General features: G+C 49.5%; 19 protein-coding genes. 4 read left to right on the top strand and 15 right to left on the bottom strand.

Features of this window, described 5'->3' with window-relative positions; genetic code table 11:
• Nucleotides 1-60: 60 nt before the first annotated feature.
• Both IPF95_09725 and IPF95_09720 read left to right on the top strand, forming a co-directional pair.
• The gene (locus tag IPF95_09725) at nt 61-552 is read left to right on the top strand and encodes a YajQ family cyclic di-GMP-binding protein (protein MBK6474971.1); all 492 of its coding nucleotides are present in this window, start codon (nt 61-63) and stop codon (nt 550-552) included.
• 47 nt (nt 553-599) lie between these two features.
• The gene (locus IPF95_09720; protein MBK6474970.1) at nt 600-1,880 is read left to right on the top strand and encodes a T9SS type A sorting domain-containing protein; all 1,281 of its coding nucleotides are present in this window, start codon (nt 600-602) and stop codon (nt 1,878-1,880) included.
• 251 nt (nt 1,881-2,131) lie between these two features.
• Here the strand turns inward: IPF95_09720 and IPF95_09715 are convergent, their stop codons facing one another.
• The 11 genes from IPF95_09715 to IPF95_09665 form a co-directional block, all read right to left on the bottom strand.
• The gene (locus IPF95_09715) at nt 2,132-2,866 is read right to left on the bottom strand and encodes an NRDE family protein (GenBank protein MBK6474969.1); all 735 of its coding nucleotides are present in this window, start codon (nt 2,864-2,866) and stop codon (nt 2,132-2,134) included.
• A 101-nt stretch (nt 2,867-2,967) separates the two neighbouring features.
• Nucleotides 2,968-3,273, bottom strand: coding sequence for a hypothetical protein (locus IPF95_09710; protein MBK6474968.1), 306 nt, complete (start codon nt 3,271-3,273; stop codon nt 2,968-2,970).
• Nucleotides 3,274-3,333: 60 nt separating this feature from the next.
• Nucleotides 3,334-4,080 carry a hypothetical protein gene (locus IPF95_09705; protein MBK6474967.1) on the bottom strand — a complete coding sequence of 249 codons (747 nt, stop codon included), beginning with the start codon at nt 4,078-4,080 and terminating at the stop codon, nt 3,334-3,336.
• A gap of 22 nt (nt 4,081-4,102) precedes the next feature.
• Entirely contained in the window at nt 4,103-5,044 is a 942-nt protein-coding gene (locus IPF95_09700) for an endonuclease/exonuclease/phosphatase family protein (protein ID MBK6474966.1), read from the bottom strand.
• Complete coding sequence (locus IPF95_09695; protein MBK6474965.1) at nt 5,041-5,523, bottom strand: hypothetical protein; 483 nt, start codon at nt 5,521-5,523, stop codon at nt 5,041-5,043. The genes IPF95_09700 and IPF95_09695 overlap by 4 nt, the downstream gene beginning before the upstream one ends.
• The gene (locus tag IPF95_09690; protein ID MBK6474964.1) at nt 5,520-7,106 is read right to left on the bottom strand and encodes a DUF4173 domain-containing protein; all 1,587 of its coding nucleotides are present in this window, start codon (nt 7,104-7,106) and stop codon (nt 5,520-5,522) included. The genes IPF95_09695 and IPF95_09690 overlap by 4 nt, the downstream gene beginning before the upstream one ends.
• Before the next feature lie 6 nt (nt 7,107-7,112).
• Nucleotides 7,113-7,400: a transcriptional regulator gene (locus IPF95_09685; protein ID MBK6474963.1), complete on the bottom strand. Its 288-nt coding sequence runs from the start codon at nt 7,398-7,400 to the stop codon at nt 7,113-7,115.
• Complete coding sequence (locus tag IPF95_09680) at nt 7,397-8,053, bottom strand: hypothetical protein (GenBank protein ID MBK6474962.1); 657 nt, start codon at nt 8,051-8,053, stop codon at nt 7,397-7,399. Before IPF95_09680 ends, IPF95_09685 begins: the two co-directional genes overlap by 4 nt.
• A gap of 353 nt (nt 8,054-8,406) precedes the next feature.
• Nucleotides 8,407-9,171 (bottom strand): hypothetical protein, encoded by a 765-nt coding sequence (locus tag IPF95_09675; protein MBK6474961.1) that lies wholly within the window; start codon nt 9,169-9,171, stop codon nt 8,407-8,409.
• Nucleotides 9,172-9,525: 354 nt separating this feature from the next.
• Nucleotides 9,526-10,248: a ZIP family metal transporter gene (locus IPF95_09670; protein MBK6474960.1), complete on the bottom strand. Its 723-nt coding sequence runs from the start codon at nt 10,246-10,248 to the stop codon at nt 9,526-9,528.
• Entirely contained in the window at nt 10,245-10,973 is a 729-nt protein-coding gene (locus IPF95_09665) for a class I SAM-dependent methyltransferase (protein MBK6474959.1), read from the bottom strand. The genes IPF95_09670 and IPF95_09665 overlap by 4 nt, the downstream gene beginning before the upstream one ends.
• A gap of 144 nt (nt 10,974-11,117) precedes the next feature.
• Here IPF95_09665 and IPF95_09660 point away from each other — a divergent pair, with 144 nt between their 5' ends.
• Complete coding sequence (locus IPF95_09660; GenBank protein MBK6474958.1) at nt 11,118-11,675, top strand: hypothetical protein; 558 nt, start codon at nt 11,118-11,120, stop codon at nt 11,673-11,675.
• An 11-nt stretch (nt 11,676-11,686) separates the two neighbouring features.
• Nucleotides 11,687-12,079, top strand: coding sequence for a DUF1987 domain-containing protein (locus IPF95_09655; GenBank protein ID MBK6474957.1), 393 nt, complete (start codon nt 11,687-11,689; stop codon nt 12,077-12,079).
• On the opposite strand, the gene IPF95_09650 is transcribed toward IPF95_09655, so the two are convergent.
• From IPF95_09650 to IPF95_09635, 4 genes are all read right to left on the bottom strand, one after another.
• Complete coding sequence (locus IPF95_09650) at nt 12,073-15,147, bottom strand: ATP-binding cassette domain-containing protein (GenBank protein ID MBK6474956.1); 3,075 nt, start codon at nt 15,145-15,147, stop codon at nt 12,073-12,075. The genes IPF95_09655 and IPF95_09650 overlap by 7 nt on opposite strands.
• A gap of 91 nt (nt 15,148-15,238) precedes the next feature.
• On the bottom strand, nt 15,239-15,655 hold the full coding sequence (locus tag IPF95_09645; GenBank protein MBK6474955.1) for a hypothetical protein: 417 nt from the start codon (nt 15,653-15,655) through the stop codon (nt 15,239-15,241).
• 2 nt (nt 15,656-15,657) lie between these two features.
• The gene (locus tag IPF95_09640; protein MBK6474954.1) at nt 15,658-16,578 is read right to left on the bottom strand and encodes a hypothetical protein; all 921 of its coding nucleotides are present in this window, start codon (nt 16,576-16,578) and stop codon (nt 15,658-15,660) included.
• A 166-nt stretch (nt 16,579-16,744) separates the two neighbouring features.
• Complete coding sequence (locus IPF95_09635) at nt 16,745-18,061, bottom strand: sugar MFS transporter (GenBank protein ID MBK6474953.1); 1,317 nt, start codon at nt 18,059-18,061, stop codon at nt 16,745-16,747.
• Nucleotides 18,062-18,112 lie beyond the last annotated feature (51 nt).

Below are 18,112 nucleotides of genomic sequence, written 5' to 3'. Positions count from 1 at the left end.
GTTCACTGATGGTTCTTATGCTGATCATATCTTCGCGGTGAACTAGCACGCAGATCCACCATGCCATCCGTAGATATCCTTTCGAAAGTCGACCTTCAAATGCTCGATAACGCCGTGAACGTTGTTAAACGCGAACTCGAATCACGCTATGATCTGCGCGGTACGAATAGCAAAGTAGAAGCGGATCAAAAAGCACTCACGATCAAGATCAGCACGGAGGATCACATGAAACTTGATTCCATTCTGGATCTATTGTTGGAGCGTAGTGGCAAGCAGAAAGTTGATGTGCGCAGTTATGATCTTTCGGAGGAACCGGTGCCAAGCGGAAAAGTGCTTTATCGGATCATCAAGATCAAGCAAGGGATAGAGCGCGAAACAGCGAAGAAGATCATTAAAGCGATTAAGGAAAGTGGTTTGAAAGTGCAGCCACAGATCATGGATGATATGATCCGGGTGACCGGTAAAAAGATAGACGACCTTCAGGCGATGATGGCTCTTTGTAAAGAAAAGGACTTCGAGTTGCCGTTGACCTTCGATAATATGAAGAGCTGAGGCAGCTTTTTAACCGTTCGAGCCGTCTCATTTGCAAACCCTTTCTCATGCTACGAATCATACTCTCCTCGTTGATCATCACATTCGCATTTCAATTGAATGCGCAGACCTATTTCTACATCAGTGATATTGATGTGCAACCTAACGATCCCACAACAGCGGATAATGTATCGATCGAACTGACCGGTGGCCTATCCAGCACCGGAGCATACGTCAGTGCGGCAAGCGCTACAATAACGAACAATGTGGTGAATATTTATATCACTGCAATGGATGATGGTGGGGCCACAGTGATCGTACCACACACTGAAACAATAACGCTCGGCATGCTCGATGCCGGCCAGTATACCATTGTGATCAACGGTACACAGGTGGATGATCTCGCCGCTGTGGGCCAACATTTCTTTGAAGTAACTACGGGAGGAGCAGCATGCGATAGTTTAGACGTTATCAGCATCCAGTGGCATCCATTCACCGATACCTCGATCGTGATCCATGTATCTAACATGAACTTGAATACCCTGTTCGACTATCCGAACTTCATTCTATTCGATGCGAATGGCGATACATTAGCGATGGAGATCACGAATTTCTTTGGTATCGGGATTGATAATTGGCATGTTCTGCCACTAGTTCAAGGTGCGGTCGTTCCTGAAAGTCCATTCCTTGGCACCTTGGAACTGTGGACCGGTTTTACGACCGAACTCGCGTGCTCTTGGACTCCCTTGTTCGATCTGTGCCCGGCCGATCCATGCGTTGCGGTTTATCCGACGATCCAAAATTTCGGGGGAGGGTTGGCCATTGGTGAATTTGATTGGACCATTAGTGATACGAATGCAAACATCATGGGTTCAGGCACCTGGACAATGACCGATACGATCCAATACGTTCAGGACACGATCTGCCTTCCACCGGGCAGCTATACAATGGATTGTTTCCCGCAAGATCCGCCTTCTGGTGGACAATCCACATTCGGTATACAGGCTGCGGGCTGGCTTAATGGACCAAACACACCGGTCGTGTGGTCCTTGCCTACCCCACTTGAATTCGATCTCTTCGAAGCGTGTATCGACGGTACGAATGGATTACCCAATGTGGCTCTTGCTAATGAACCGTCGATCCAGATCATAGGGACCACGGCTTATATATCGAATTCGGGTTCAGAACCATTAGGATCGATCATCCTTTACGATGCACAGGGCAAGTCCGTTGTAACCAAAGTGGTGAACAAGAACTCAGCAAGCCTCGATCTTCAGGGTTTGGCCGTCGGTATGCATATTCTTCGGGTCGGCTCTTATTCACAACGGCTTATTATTGGAGCGCATTGATCCTGAAACGAAACATTCAGAAACGGCGAAACCAGCCTTACGGGGCTGGTTTCATTTCTTCCTGATCTCCCGGCTTACGGGCCCGGATCGGGATTTTTAACGCCGCGAGGCAGTTTCCCTTGGTGATCAGTATGCCTTGGGAACGGTTTCCCGAACCCTGCCTTTATAACGCAACCGTGTTACAAATAGTTTCAGTAGGATCGAGTTTGTTCAAGTCAATGATTCAGTTCACGGATCGAACAGTGGAAGCTTCAGACCTTAAAGCTGAACTTAACCGCTGGTAAAGCAACAGGCGAATGAGTCCTTTCCTCGAACGTCACCGTTCCATGCAAGTCGACCAGGAGAACCGTTGAGCAACGCGTGCCATAACCGTTCGTTGCAATGAAAATTGAAGACAAGGATCGCTCCCACTCAAGCGGAACACCGGTTTTAGGAAGGTCACTATCTGATGCACGTTCGGCAGAACCAAGCACAGAAAAAAGACGATCCACAAGAAGATCGGTCGATCCATCCATTGCAGCTGCAACAGCTATTTTGGCAGAAACCACTTTCGGCCATGGCGTATCCAATAAATGATTGCTCAATCCATGAATGCCGGAGCTCAACAGCAGATCCGACCCATCAATGTTGTTGTGATATCTCAACGCATCCATAGGCCCATAAATTAGATTGAAGCCATCGTATTGTTCCGAACTCGTAGGGTCGATATCAGCATCCAACGCATTGCGCACAAGTTCTCCACGAGAAGGGCCATTAGCGATAGGACGGGAGAGATCCCGAAAGTTCGTAAGCGCTGCGAACCGTTCCGTTCTGGTCACTCCCAACCAAGTTCCACCACGGCGTAGGTCTTTACCTGCTAGAATATGTGGCGCATCATTCCAGAACTCAGCTTGTCTTGCTGGGCGCTCAAAGAATTCATCGCGATTGGCAGCAATGATCAAGGGGAACTCAGGGTGTTCTCCAATAGCGACGATGATCAAGCACATTAAGGCCCCAAGATAGAGAGGCGGTTCAATAATGGGTCGCGGAGATCAATAGACGAATAGATCAGGACTTCTGGCCACTTTACACGCTGGACTAGGTCCGATCAGAATAAGACTTCGCCTTTCAGGAACATCACGAAGATGAAGGTCATCAAAAAGTGATGAAAGAGCAACAACGCTGATACCAACGTCAACACATTCTTACCACTCTTATTGAGTTCCGGAAAGAGCTTCTTGTTATTCATGGCGATGATCGGCAAAGGCACTGTAGCCAATAAGAACGTAACTGCTAGCGTTTTGAACGCCAGGCCATTATCGAAGATCCCAAAGAATAAATGCGCGTAGTAGAATCCAAATCCAACGAAAGACAATAGAGCCAACCGGATGAATATTCTAGCTTCTGCAACCATTTGTTTTCGATTTTCCATAATGTAGACGCTGCATTTTCAACGTGGTTGCTTCATCCATGGTTACAATTTATCAACAGAAACGGCAGATGAATGCATTCCTAGCGCTGACGAACTACCATTATCAGCCCGTGAAGCACCTCTCGTATAGGTAAAGAACAAGCCAGTGATCGTCATGCCACAACCAACTAAGAACCAGTGCATTGGATAGGAATCAGGTATATATGATCGCCCATCCGTCAAGCCACTTGCCCGGCTTTCAGCCATCAGCGTTCCATCCATCAAGGCATCAATGCCAAACGACCTTTGAAGCGGTTCCAGTGTAAATGAAAGGATCATGAACATGGCGCCACCGATCAGTAATACCCATGAACGCGTATCGATAGTAAAGCCATGTACGTTGGAACGGCCTCGCAGGATCACTATCGCCAGTGCTATCAGACCTATAGAAACTACACAAGGCGCCCAGACCGGCCCCACCCAAGGCACCGGGACAAGGAACAAAAGGTCAGGATCGGTGAGGGATGCAGGCCAATCCAGAAGCACTTTCAACCAAACATAGTAGAAGATATCCCAGATCCCGAAGCCAAAACAGAACCATGCGAACCGCTCTAGCCGGGAACGTGTCACCAGAGCTGCTGGCGCCAATAGCATGACCATTGTTGCGATCTCCCTCCCGACCTCTGTATTCACGAGAAGCCCATCCATAGCAACTAATGGAAAATCAAACCCTTCCGGATAGTACATGGCCCGGAGATACACAACCACGGCACTTTCAAGAAAGGCCATTGCGATGAAGAATACGGCCATCCAAAGGAAAATCCGTTGAATGTCAGGGCGCATTCTGTGTGAATTTCAGATCGGCCAATAAGCCTCTATGATCACTTCCGGGAATTTCGAAAGAGCTGACCTCTGCAGAGCAAAGCCCTTTCGAAACAAGCAAATGGTCGATCGGTATCAACGCCAAAGGCCCTACGGAAGGCCATGTCCGTTGGTCTGTTCGTGTGGTAGGTAAGAGTCCAGAACTAGCACAGAAGCGTGTATAGACGCGGTCCCAATGCACGGTATTGAGATCACCGATGACCACGGTGCGCATGCTTACGGCAGCGACTATACGAGCCACCTCATCCAATTGGGCATTACGCTCCCGAAAATGACCGTAGGATATCGGTGAGGTCGCATGAATTGCTAGAACACGTACAGCTTCGCCACCAACAGGTACAATGGCTTCAATGAACGGAGAATGCTCTACGATCAATGTATTCACCGAGTTGAATGGCAGCTTGCTGAACAGCGCGATCCCGTAGCAATTCGAGCGTGGCTCCAGGTGTTGATATGGATAACTGGTGCATAATCCATTGGACAAGGCAACTGCCCATTCCGGACTTACTTCTTGGAATGAGACCAGATCCGCATTGCTTTCTTCAGCGATCGCGATCGCATCCGCATGCTTCAGATTGGGTTGCAACACATTCATATGTGCAATGCGTAAGGATGGCCCAGCAATATCAACAGTTGTGGTTGCGATCTGCGGGTCGCGCACTTGGATCAGGATAAGTCCTACAGCGAATGATGTTGAGAGAAATAGCCACCAACGCATAGCACTCAAAGCCAATACAGCGATCAATGCAAAGACGGCAGCCCATTGCAGCAGGAATGCCCGCGCAAGCATAGGGATGTACGCATCAGGAGCGATCGCAAGGCCTGTCGCCAAGGTCAGCACCAATGATGCAACGAGGAGTTCGGTTTGTTTGGTGCGTGAGAAAACTTTCATGTGGCACTACCGGAATTTCGAACAGCCAAGCGATCAATGCGTTTAAGAACAAGCCAAAGCGGTATGGCGCCAATGACACCGAATGATGCATCAACACATCTCCAGAAGAAGGGAATACCACGGACCGGTGCCCATAGAAATGCCAATGGCAGCACAAGCAGACAACACCAGAGTCCCCATTCGATCACCCAGCGATTGCGCACCGGATCGCGATACGGACCAACAAAAGCAAGAGCGATGACCACATGGGCGAAGGCCAACCAATCGGTTCCGTAGAACAACATTGGATAGGTATTACCCACGTGTGCAACAGCTTCTGCGGAATAAGCACTCCAACCGGACCAAGGTTCTCCCCAAGGCTCAGTGACCTCGGCCAATAATTGTGTACCCCACTCCAGCGGAACAGCTGTAAGTCCACTGATCATCAATGCTACCATGAAGATGATGATCCATATCCGGATGTAGTGCAGATCGCTCATTGTTTATCGGTCCATAAGGCAAGCTTTCTCATTTGAAAAGCTGTGTCATCATCTGCCAACGAAGATTCCTGCCAATGCTGCCCGGCGTAACGGTCTTGAAATGCCCTGTACTTGACATCCAGTTCACGACGAAATTCAACGGGGTTCAAGTGATATACCCATCGCACTTCATTCTTACTGTGCTGCGCCATTTGGGCTTCTATCACATCTAAATTGACATAGAGCAGTGGCAAGACCTTATCGCTCATGTGTAAGTAATTATCGATGTCGATCTCGCCTTTGTTCTGGTGATGCAGGTTGTGCCGTACGATGAACGTATCCCAATCCACACAGGCCAGACCGACAAGTGTGATGAACAATGCCCAGGTATTCAACCGTGCGAGGTAGAAGAAACTTTTCCGATCACGCACTTTCAAGAAGAGCGTTACCAGCCCTACCAGCACCAATAGCAAGAACACGATAACACCGATCCGCTTATATGCCAATCCATGGAAGCTGATGTAATGGTAATTGCGCAAGAACACCGAAATGCCTAGGATGAAATTCTGCACGATCCATGCTATTCCTAACACACGCATGGAGCCGGAACGCTTGTAAAAATTAAGGTTTCCACGGAAAAGATGAAGGAGGATAATGATGCTCAACAGGATACTGATGATCAACATCCATGTTCCGGAATGCACGAATTGTTTCAGACTGAAGTTCTCGGGTACGGTAAATCCGAACCAGAACCAATCGATATCGATCACGTTCACCACGAGCAACATGGCATTCATGATCACAAGCAGCACCAGACCAGCTTTGCGCTCACGTTCCAACGGCCCCATGGATGCCGGCGCCAACCAATGTGGCCGTGTTTTCCGTTTGCGCAACAACACATCGGTCCAGCGCGACTCTGAATTACTCAAAGACCTTGGCGCGATGCGACGCATGATCACCGCACTCACCACCATCGCCAGCAGCAAGAAGAAAATGTGGGGCGTAAAGAACTCTGCCAGCAGATCATAGAATTCATCCAGAAAACCGGCCGTGAGTTGATTGAATTTGGGGTTCCCGGCTTTGTAAAGTTGCAGGAACAACACCCCGATCAGAAGCGGGATCAACGCCACTCTGAACCAAGCCCATTTGCTCCCTTTGGCACTCTGCTCATCGTCTAGACCATCCCACCCTTGCCATGCAGCAAGCGGTGCCATGACAAAGCTTGTTATGCTCTGCGGCAATGCATAGAGCACACTTCGCAGCTGCGGTTCATGCGCGAATGCAACAGCAACACTGAGCGAAAATATGCTAGCGACAAGTGCGATCGAACTGTCATGGACATACACCGTGACCGCCGATATCAGCGCGCCGAACAACGCGAACTTTGCTGGTGTTGAAAGTCCCTTCCAGCCGTAACGCATGACCAAGAAAACAGTGGACCAGAACGTGAAGAGCGTCACGTTGATCCCGGCCGAACGTTCCCAGAACAGAAAGTCGAAAACGAAAGTGGTAACAGCGACCGTCGCTATCGGGACCCACCGACCAAGAGTCGCTGGGAGTTCCATATTGAACAAGGGGTAAGAAGGTTGTGGGGAGGAATTCATGGGGGGTCAGGGTTTAGGGATCAAACGTTCGATGGCATCAATGTGATCGCGGAACGCTTTAATTCCGCTGGGTGTTGCCTTGTAGCTGGTATTTGGTCGTTTTCCAACGAAGCGCTTACGTACTTGCACATATTTCAATTGTTCGAGGGCCGCGAGATGGCTAGCGAGATTGCCATCCGTAACACCCAGAAGTTCTTTCAGCATGGAATGGTCAACCCACTGGTGTACTACCAGCACGGCCATGATCCCCAGCCGAACGCGACTTTCGAATGCTTTATTGAGTTGCTCGATCATTTGTTGATCGCATCCTTGCGCTCATACCGTAGATACATCAACCCGCCATAAAAAATGTGTAGTACGCCGAAGCCCAATGCCCAGAACATCAGTCCGGCCTGCAGCCAGAACAATGCGATGATGCCTAATACCAGTTCACTTATACCAAGCCACTTCACTTCATCCAACGTGAACTTGCTTGCATTGAAGAGTGCAAGGCCATAGAACACCAGTGTGGCTGGCGGCACCAATCCGGGCAAGCCGTAGTAGAATAGGGCCAAGCAGAACACCCCGCCAGCAGAAAGCGGGATCATCATGTTCCACAACAACCGCTTCGCGCTTGCGTCCCACATGTTCTGTCCTGTACGTTTAGCTCGCCTCCACGTGAACCACGCTGCACCTGAGAGCGCAATGACAAGAACCATCGCAGCATCGGTGATCAGCGTTACCAGGAGTTCATCCACCTGGCCATACTCGCTCCCGGTTCCGTACGTGAGTACATCGCGCGAAGAGCCCAACGCCTCGGCAATATGATGTTGCGCAAGTGCTGCGCCACCGAGTGCCACCACTCCGGCAATAACGCCACTTATCCCGCTCAGGCTGAGAAAACGGGTACTACGGTCCATCAACCCACGGATGTGGGCGAGGTCATTGAGTTGATCGTGCTTTTCCATTACAAAGTACTTTGCGGTACAAAGTTAAGTAAAGAACGTGGTTTGTGATTGATCAGTATGGGGGAGAGTGTTTTAGGCTAAAACCAAAGGAGGACAGGGAGCCGCGTCGGCTGCCCTGTCCACTCTGTCCACCTGTTATAAAGAGGTGTAATAGACAAAACGAATGGCTTTTGGGAGACGTTTGTCTCTAATGGACAAAACGAATGGCGAGTTATCAACCGTTGTTGGAGAACCTAATTGCGATTCTGATCTTTGGGTGTCTGGCGAAACGGAAGTAGGCTCTGCTGGAGAGCAACCTGCCAGGGATAAACCTGATGACTGAGCGATGATCGGATGGGAACGGAACCTTCGGATCAACCGTTCCCATCGCGAGGTCCGCATGCCTTCAAAAACTCATCGATAAATTTTTGTTTCCGAGTCAAGGAGAGGCCATTGTGATTGCGAAGCTTGTTCTTCAGGTCTGCGAAGTAGCCATCTATTGCATTGGTGGTGTTGGGAATATCCAGTTCAGGATAGTCGTACCAAGTGAACAACCAAGGCAGATTGCACGATAGGCTCCGGTGTGCGCTCCGCAGGCGACCGTGCGTATAACGTGACTTGCCGGTGGTTGATTCCACAGTTCGTTCAGCGAGGAAGGCCTTCCATTTGGTATGCCATAGTTGTAGACCCCCAGTGAAGCTTTCCTTATCGGTCTTCTTCAGCATCTGTGTCAATTGGCGCAGCTCAATGGCTGCTGGCAACTTGGGCTTTCTAGTGAGATAGCGGGTAATGATCGCTACTTGATGAAATTGGCACATTTGCACCGGGATTCCTCTGCAGAGTTGCAACAGGCCTCGTCGGCCATCACAAACAACGGCGCTTATCTCCACGCCTTGTCCACGAAGGAATTTCAGACCATCCGCATAAAGCTGGTTGGTCTCATGTTTTACGTATTTCCTATACAGGACTGTGCCTGTAGTTGCATCCCTGAACACCATTACACCGAAGGTTCTCCCGAAGTAGGTCGTATCCATTAAAACCACGGCTGAAGATGGCAGAACAGCCTTGGCTTCAGTGCCTGTGTATTTGTCCAACGTCCGCTGTATGGTCCGAATAGAACAACCATACTTGAGAGCCAACTGCCTGTAAGTCTGTTTGCCAGCTTGATACTCAAACCATAGTTCTTCGGGCTGCTTTGTTTGGCCGCCTAAAAATTGCTTACCACAAGTGCGGCAACGGTACCGTTGCTTACCCCGAACCTGGCCGTATTTGTTAATAACTGGACCACCACACAAAGAGCACTTTTTTGGTTCATGACCTTTGAAAGGCCTCTAACCTAAGCCAGGCAGGACTTTCAGAAGGTTTTACCATTCGTTTTGTCCATTAACCCTATAAAGACTAAACTCTCTTATGAAACCGGGCGTGAATTCGCATTATGGTGTCCCCGTGAATTGGTATAAAACAAGGTCCGTATCGCTAGTACCCAACCAATCCTAATGCACATGCCCTTCACCCAGCAGCATAAGCGCCGCAAGGCCCGCACCGATCAACACAGCAACGAAACGTGCAGCGTTGAATCGGTGTTCCGGAGCACTCTCGAAGATGATGGTGGTGCTGATGTGCAACAACATGCCAATTGCAAGCGCGAGCATATTGTCCAGCGGTTGCATGCCGATTCCCTCCCCTACCAAATGTCCAACAAGAATTCCCATTGGCGCAGCGAGAGCGAAAATAATAAGGAGGAGCCACCCTTGTAGTCCATTGGTACCTGTGCGTTGCAGGACGGTAGCCAGCGCAATGGCCATTGGCATCTTATGCAACAGAACACCGAATAGGAAAGGCATGTCGCTCGCAACGTGTTCTTGTGCGAATGGCATTCCTTCAGCGAAGGAATGGATACATAAACTGAGCAACGTGATCAAGGGCAGCGCTTTTCCATGCGCTCCATGGACGTGCAAATGTCCGTGCTCGATACCATGGCTGAAGAACTCAAGTACCACCTGCAGCAGGAAGCCCGCCAGCACCCATAGGCCTATACCCGTCCCAACATGGTGATACAGCTCCGGCAACATGTGCAGGAATACGACACCAAGTAGGAAAGCACCACTGAATGAAAGCAATAAGCGTAACCACTTGGGGTCCGGCTTAAGCAAACGCACCGTTCCTCCTGCGAGCAGGGGCAGCACAAAAAAGAGGATCCCTACCGTGACTATCATGCGTTCGGTTTATGGGCCCAAAGAACAAAACGGCTGGAAGTGTCTTTATCAAATGGCACTGGAACTGGCCCATCTGTAAGGTCATCGATGACCAGACCGGCCGCCACTGCCATTTCGATAAGCTTTTCGGGCATTAGTGCTTGTACCCGTTCTTGGTAATGATGAACCTGATCACTGTCCGTGACGGTTATCCGCTTCACGAGGATAGCCTCTTCAAGACCGCGTTCAATTTTGAAATGAACCCCATCACGCACCACTTCTTCCATTGGTACAAGATCGCGAAGCACAGCGTGTGTATTCATGAAATCAAGCACGAACCGGCCACCAGGTCTCAACGCTTGCATCACCCCAGCGAACACTTTGTGATCATCTTCCAACGAATCCGAATAACCCAGACTCGTGAACAAACAATATGCACCGTCAAAACGATCGGTAGCGAAAGGGATGCGCATATCGTGTACGTGGAACTCAACGGCCGGTGCAGCGATCCGCGCATCCGCGATGCTTTGTTCGGATAGATCTATACCGATCACGTTCATGCCATGTTCCGCGAACCACAAGGCATGCCTTCCTCTCCCACAGGCCATATCCAATAGGTCGGAACCAGCTTTCAAGTTCCATTTCTCCAGGATGGAACTGGCCCATGGTTGTGCTTCATCACTATCGCGATGCCCATAGAGCAACGCATAATAACGGGTACCGAACCATTGGGTGAACCAGCTCATTAGCGTAATACAAGGCGGCGAAAGTAAAGGATCCATACCGTTAACAAATACGTGCATAACTCCGCATCTTGTTCTGGAAAACCTCCTGCAATGCAGCTTTCTTTGCAGGGTGGATGTACTGCGAGGTGCTGCCAACGCTAAGAAATGCTCGACCAAATACATGACCTGTATGATTCCTTGGAACGCCAGCGCGTAATGCTGTCGTTCAAGGGCTCCCTAACACCGGAGTTGATCACAGCGTTATTGGGCATGATCGAGCAGAAAATGGATATCATTGAATCCGACGCAAAGACGCGTAAACGGGTCTTCAATGTGGTCATGGAATGCCTTCAGAATCTATTTCATCACAACGCGGTAAAGCAAGTTGACAATGGGCAGGATGCCCATCTCAAAGATCCACATGGCGTTGTGATGATCGCGCACTTTGAAGAAGGATATTCCGTGGTCACAGGTAACTTCATTGCTGGGAAGGACGTGGAAAAAATGAAGATCCATTTGGACAAGATCAATGGATTGGAGCCCGATGGACTCCGGGATCTCTACAAGGAAACACTGACCAACGGCAAATTCAGCGCCAACGGAGGAGGAGGATTAGGAATGATCGACATTGCCAGAAAGAGCGGAGGCAAGCTCGAGTATGGTTTCGTGCCCTACGATGAGCACAATTCGTTCTTCAGCCTTAACGTTAATGTGATCAAATAGACCAATTACTGATGGAATCGTTGAAATTAGAAGGCTCACCAAAGACACCTCATGTGAACTTCGATCCTGAGAGCGGTCTCATGGAATTGAAAGGACGCTCCATACCGGAGAATTCCATTGAATTCTACAAGCCATTGATCGACTGGATCGACCAATACGGTAGGTCTCCAAAGGCCAAGTCGACGCTACATATGCAACTGGAATATTTCAATACCAGTTCTTCCAAGTCCATTCTGGATGTTTTCAAGAAATTGGAAGCCATCCGTGCTGCCGGGAACGAAGTGATCATTCTGTGGCATTACGAAGCGGATGATGAGGACATGCACGAAGCCGGTGAGGACTACGCTGGGATCATTAACGTACCGTTCAAAATGATCCTTATTGAAGAGGTCGACGGTCAGTGAGACCGTTTGTTCGGGATCAAATGCATCAGCTTGGGGAAGATCTCGAATTTCAGCGCGATCGCAAGCAGTAAGGACATCAGCCAAAGCACGAACGTGTTGGCCCATAACGTAGGTATCCGGAACCCGAATACATATTTCGCGGGTGCATAGAACTGAGCGCCGAACAATCCAGCTTTGACCGGTTCCAAGTAGACGGGGTCGTTCTTTTGTACAAGTTCACCTTTGTAGGATACGATCACGTTCACATCGTTCTTGTTCGTGACGATATCGGCAAGGCTCTCATTCCTATACTGATCCAACAGTTCAAAATAGGCCTCACGTGCTTCCGGCGTACCGGTCATTTTTGCGATGCGTTCTTCCTTGAGTGATTCCGCGGATTTATAGGTCCACCGGTAATGTTCGGTCAGGATGTTCAAGCTCTCATCTACCCTGTCCAGTGCACCCTGTGTAACGTGCTCTGGATCCAACTTTTGCAGATCCGGAACGGAGAATCCATTCAGTCGTTCAGTCTCCTTGGTCAGCTCCCCGCGCAACAGCTCGAGTTCATAGGCCATGTTCAAATTCTCCATGTGCCCATCCAATCCACGCCGCACGTTACCAACGGAATTCTGCAATTCACGCACCCATAGGTCTTTCTTCCAGTTCGCGGTCTTCATGCGCTGGTCCAACGCATAGAAGTTCCGTTCATATTCATTATCCATGAACTGCGTAACGGCAAGCCCTTCGTAAGCCCAGCGCGATGCCATTACGTTACCAATGAACGGCACACTATTCTGCGATGCGAACCACGGGTGCAGTTTATCGAACTTAACGATGATGCCACTGAACAGAAGCTGAGGGATGATCAGCACCGGGATCATGATATAGATGACCTTCGCACTATTGAAACTCGCACTGACATTCAGTCCCAATACGTTCGCAAAACAGGAAATACTGAACAGCAATAGCCAATGTGCGAATGTGAGACCACTGATCCCTAGAACGGCATTGCCAACCAGCACGAAGAAGATCATCTGTAATGCAGAGATCATGAAGAGAATACTGATCTTGCTTAGGAGATAGCTGGTATAGCTTAGGTCCAGGAATTTTTCGCGTTGGCGGATCCTGCGGTCCCGAATGATCTCTTCGGCACTTACCGTCAATCCTAAGAAAAGCGCAACAATTACGGCAATGAACAAGTATTGCGGAAGGTTCTCATTTTCTCTGAAAATGTATTCGCCACTGGTACCTGGTCCTGTGCGATAGAACTTCAGAAAGAAGGCCATTACAAAGGCCAGAATAGGAGCTTCCAATAAGTTGATCAGCACGTACTGGCGGTTGGCCAGTTTGCTAAGCAGATCACGTTTGAAGTACACCTGGAGCTGTCTGATCTTCCGCGGGATCGCGAACGTACTTTTCGGAATACTTCGTTCATCGGCGACCTGAGCAATACGTGCCGGCGCTTGTGCACGGAACACTTCGTTCCATGCTTCCGGGCTTATGCGCCTTTGATCGGTCTCGTTCCCGTATTCATCCACTAGCTTAGCTTCAAGAATATTGAAGATCTGTTCGGGGTTCACGTTGCCACACGCCGCACATTGTCCTACTTCACTGTTCACTTGACCGGTTACACGTTTAAAATAGACAACTGCATCCACAGGATCACCGTGATAGACCGGATGACCTTCCTGATCCATGAGCAGCAAGCGATCGAACAACTTGAAGATCTCCGATGAGGGTTGATGGATCACTATGAATACCAAACGACCTCTGAGCGCGAGTTCCTTCAGCAGGTCCATGATGTTCTCACTATCCCGCGAACTAAGACCGCTGGTAGGTTCATCAACGAACAACACGCTCGGTTCTCGGATCAATTCCAGTGCGATGTTCACGCGTTTGCGTTGACCGCCACTGATGGTCTTCTCCAGTGGACTGCCCACTTTAAGATCTTTGGTATCGTAAAGGCCAAGCGTTTGAAGCATTCGCATTACGCGCTCACTTACCTGCTCATCATTCAGGTCACCGAAGCTCAATTTTGCGTTGTAGAATAGATTCTGGAACACGGTGAGTTCCTCGATCAATAGATCATCTTGGCTAACATGGCCAATGACTCCCCGTATACGATCGCGTTCAGTATGTACATCTATGCCGTTGATCGTAACATGCCCGCGGCTCGGCGCTAGATTCCCGTTCAATACGTTCAGCAATGTGCTCTTACCACTTCCACTGCCTCCCATGATGCCGATGAGCTTGCCACCGGGTTCCACCATGTGCAATTCATGTAGGCCCATGCGCCCGTTAGGGAACTTGTATTCGATCCCATCCGCTTTGAATACCAACCGTGCACGACCTTTCTTGGCCATGAACGCACTCAGGATATCACTATAGTAGATCGGCACACCGTTCGGCGGGCGTACGCTGGTACCATTGCTCAACACGTAATGACTGTCCTGAGCCATGCGTTGACCGTTCATCATGACTTCATCCTGGCCGGTGTAACGCATAACGTACAGGTTCACGCTTGGCAGATGGAGAACGCGTAATTCACCTTCCAGGCCATGCGCGTGCAGGTGCTTTGCAGAGTCAAACGTATTCTCAACTGCTGCATTGATGTAGAGGAGGTGCGTTGCGTCCTGACGTTCCTTGGTATTCTGTTCAACGAAGACCTTGCATCGGTTGAAATCCTGCTGACCAATATTGAACGTTTCGGCCACAGTGGCAACAAAATCATTCTCTTGAGCGCTCACCTCGCCATTGGCTACAATGAACTCCAATAGATGAACAAGCACCACGAATTTCTGCCGTTGGTTAAGCTCTTCGTTCACCTGCGTGCAGATCTTAAGCACTTTGACCGAATTCAACGAAGTACGCTTTCGCCCTGAGCGGCTTTCACCACCACTTGCATGAAATGCCTGCACGAATGCATGGTACCTGGCCATGTGCGCAAGTGCTATTTCCGGACTGAACTGTTTTCGTAGGAACCGTTCCAATGGAAGCGAGTTCTCCGGCCGATCACCGTTACCAACGGAATCGCCTTTCGCAATAATGGCGAACAATTGCAATAAGGCCTTAAGTATCTTCTCACTCATGCATCACTTCCCCTTCGCATTACGGCAAAGAAGAACGCCCCTCTTTACGGGAGGAGCGTTCGAAATGTTGCGGTATGTAACGGAGAACTTCCTATTTCTTGAAGCCCATGAGCAGAACGGCACATCCGCTGCCTGCTTTTGATGCATCAAGATCAGCTTCCACCGTAACATCCATGGTGTTGGCAATGGAAAGGTCCCAATAGGGAGCATTGAAATGATCCTTGTTGGTATAAAGGATATTATGCTCTCTATCATAGACCGTAAAGAGCAGGATCCCGTCGGTTTCACCACTACAAGCGGCTATTCGGTAAGTAGTTCCGCCGAACAAGGTCATGCTGAATTCAGCTATCTCGTCGCCTTGTAATAAGGCTCTATAGAACTGACCATCGGGGATGTAATTCTCGGTAATGTGCTGCTCACATCGGGTTGCGATGGATTCACACATATTCTGCGCTGACGCCGACATAGTTGTGGCGATCACTGTTGAAAGAAGTAGTTTCCTGTACATGTTCAGGCGATGATCATAGAACGAATGGAAGTAACCGACTTGACGATCTCCTGTAACGTATTCTCAGGAATGGTCACCGAGGTCTTGCTTTTGATATAAGTCGTTTTGCTAGCAGTTTCGGTAACTGGCTGCTCAAAAGTATATGTGCTTGTAACCCCAGCAAAGTGGCCTTGCAATGCCTTTAGTTCCTTCACCAATTCCCCGGCACTGTTGTCAGTATCCGAAGCAACAAGGATCTCAATGAGGCCATTGAGGACATTCTTCTGCTCACCAATGCGATTCATCAGCGCTTCACTTTTCACCGCGGAAGGATCGGATACGGTCAGATATAGTGATTCAACCCATCCACCTGCAAGCACAAGCGAACTCACGTCATCCCGCTTATTGTTCTTCAAGTACTTATCTGCAGCTCGGAAGGCGATCCCGCTGAACCGCATCAAGCTATCCTCACTACCTAGGTTCGATTTGAAACGATCCAACAGCGCTTTATCGAAGGCATTTGCCACTTCCAGCTTACCGCCCAGTTTCTCGATCGCTTGCATGGTAGCTAGAGCACGTTGACCATCCTTATGCACAGTGGAATAGGACAGATCCGCACCGAATACCCCGAGCAATAAGCTCTGGCTAGTTTTACTCGTTGCCGTCCCACCTTTCTCCAAAGGTGCTGTACTTTCCTTATGATATTCAAGGCCTGCACTTCGCATTGCCATGGCCGTTTGTGTTGGCGAAGGAATGCTGAAAAGCTTACCACCGATGTTAAGTACTTCGGTTTCTTTCGGTGTCGTCGTGGTCAAGGAGTCTACGGCCTTAGTGCTATCCGTTTCGTGAGCTGGATCACCACAGGCGAATAAGAATAGACAAAGACCCGCGCCAACCGCGGACTTTATTGAGTATGGCAAAACCATTCGAATACGGTGTTTCATATGTTGGGAAGCGAAGGTAACATTGCGTTATACGGCCAGATCCTCAAAAGGCTTCAGTTTTCAACACTTATTGTCTAACGGAGAATGCCATACACCTTGTATGACACGAACGCCGTGGCATACGCAGATCCGTGAGCTGTTGAAATTAAGATCCGAAATACACAGATCACCACTTCAATATGCGTGAGCCTTTGACCCCATACCACAGAATGTAAACGTAGCATGGCACTAACAGCCAATACGCATGCTGTACGCCTATGCTCGGTAATGCGCTGAACCAACCATAGATCAAAGGAAGGATGGCGCCTCCAGCTATTGCCATAATGAGCATTGCGCTACCCACGTTGATCGCACGTCCAAGCCCATTTATTGCCAAAGGCCATATCGCTGGCCACATCAACCCATTCGCCAAACCGAGCAAGGCCAAGAACAATACACTGACCGGAACTTCCATCCTCGTGGCGCTGAAGGTGAGCAGATCGAATCCGGGTAGTGAAATAACAGAGCCGATAGGAACGAAGATCACGCCAAGGGCGAACACAATTCCAAGCAATGCGGAAACAACCAATGCCGTTGTCTGCGAAAAGAAACGAGGAATGCACGCAATACCCACGATATAGGCCAGAACCATGGCGATCAACGGATAACTGGGCAACAACTTGGCATGGTCCAGTGACACTCCCAATGCTTCTCCGTAAACACCGATCGTATCCACCGCTACCACTTCAACACCTACATACAAGAACAGCGCAATTACCCCAAGTATGAGGTTCGGAAACGTGAAAACTGATCGCGCCTTGTGGGTTTCTTTATCCTTTATGCTCTCCTGCTCCAATTCCGGCAACGGAGACCAACGCACAAGCAGCCCCAGCGCAGCAAGGATCGCCGCCATTACCGCATAAGGCATGATCACCCTTGAAGCGATCTCATCCAAACGGGTTTCTTGAGCTACGCTTTGCAATGCATCCAATTCAGCCTGTAGCGTGGACGCATCGCTCAACAACACCGCTCCCAGAACGATCGGTGCCAATACACCGGCCATCTTATTGCAGATGCCCATGATACTGATCCGTGCCGCGGCGCTTTCGATAGGACCGACCACGGTGATGTAGGGATTACTCGCTGTCTGGAGCAAGGACAGGCCAGTGCCAATGACGAACAACCCCAGCAGGAACAACGGATAAGACCGAATTTGTGCTGCGGGTATGAATAGCAATGCGCCCAGTGCCATGGTAAGCAGGCCATAGGTCATGCCCAGTTTCATACCAGTTCGCCCAAGTACCCATGCCATGGGTAAGGCAGTAAAGAAATAAGCAATGTAAAAGGCGAACGTTACGTAGAACGGTTCGGCGCCAGCATCCAGCTGACAAATGATCTTCAAATAGCTGATCAGTGGACCATTGATCCACGTTGTGAAACCGAATAGAAAAAAGAGCGCGCCAAGAATAATGACGGCTGATGTGGTTTGTTTACCGTTGGCCATAGTGCTGGCCGGTGAAAGTAGGTGGGTGGATCAGGTGAGCAGTAACCTCAG

Source organism: Flavobacteriales bacterium, assembly GCA_016704485.1.
Lineage (GTDB): Bacteria > Bacteroidota > Bacteroidia > Flavobacteriales_F > PHOS-HE28 > PHOS-HE28.
Note: the sequence above shows the minus strand (reverse complement) of the source record. Positions and strands in the feature narration are given on the sequence as shown.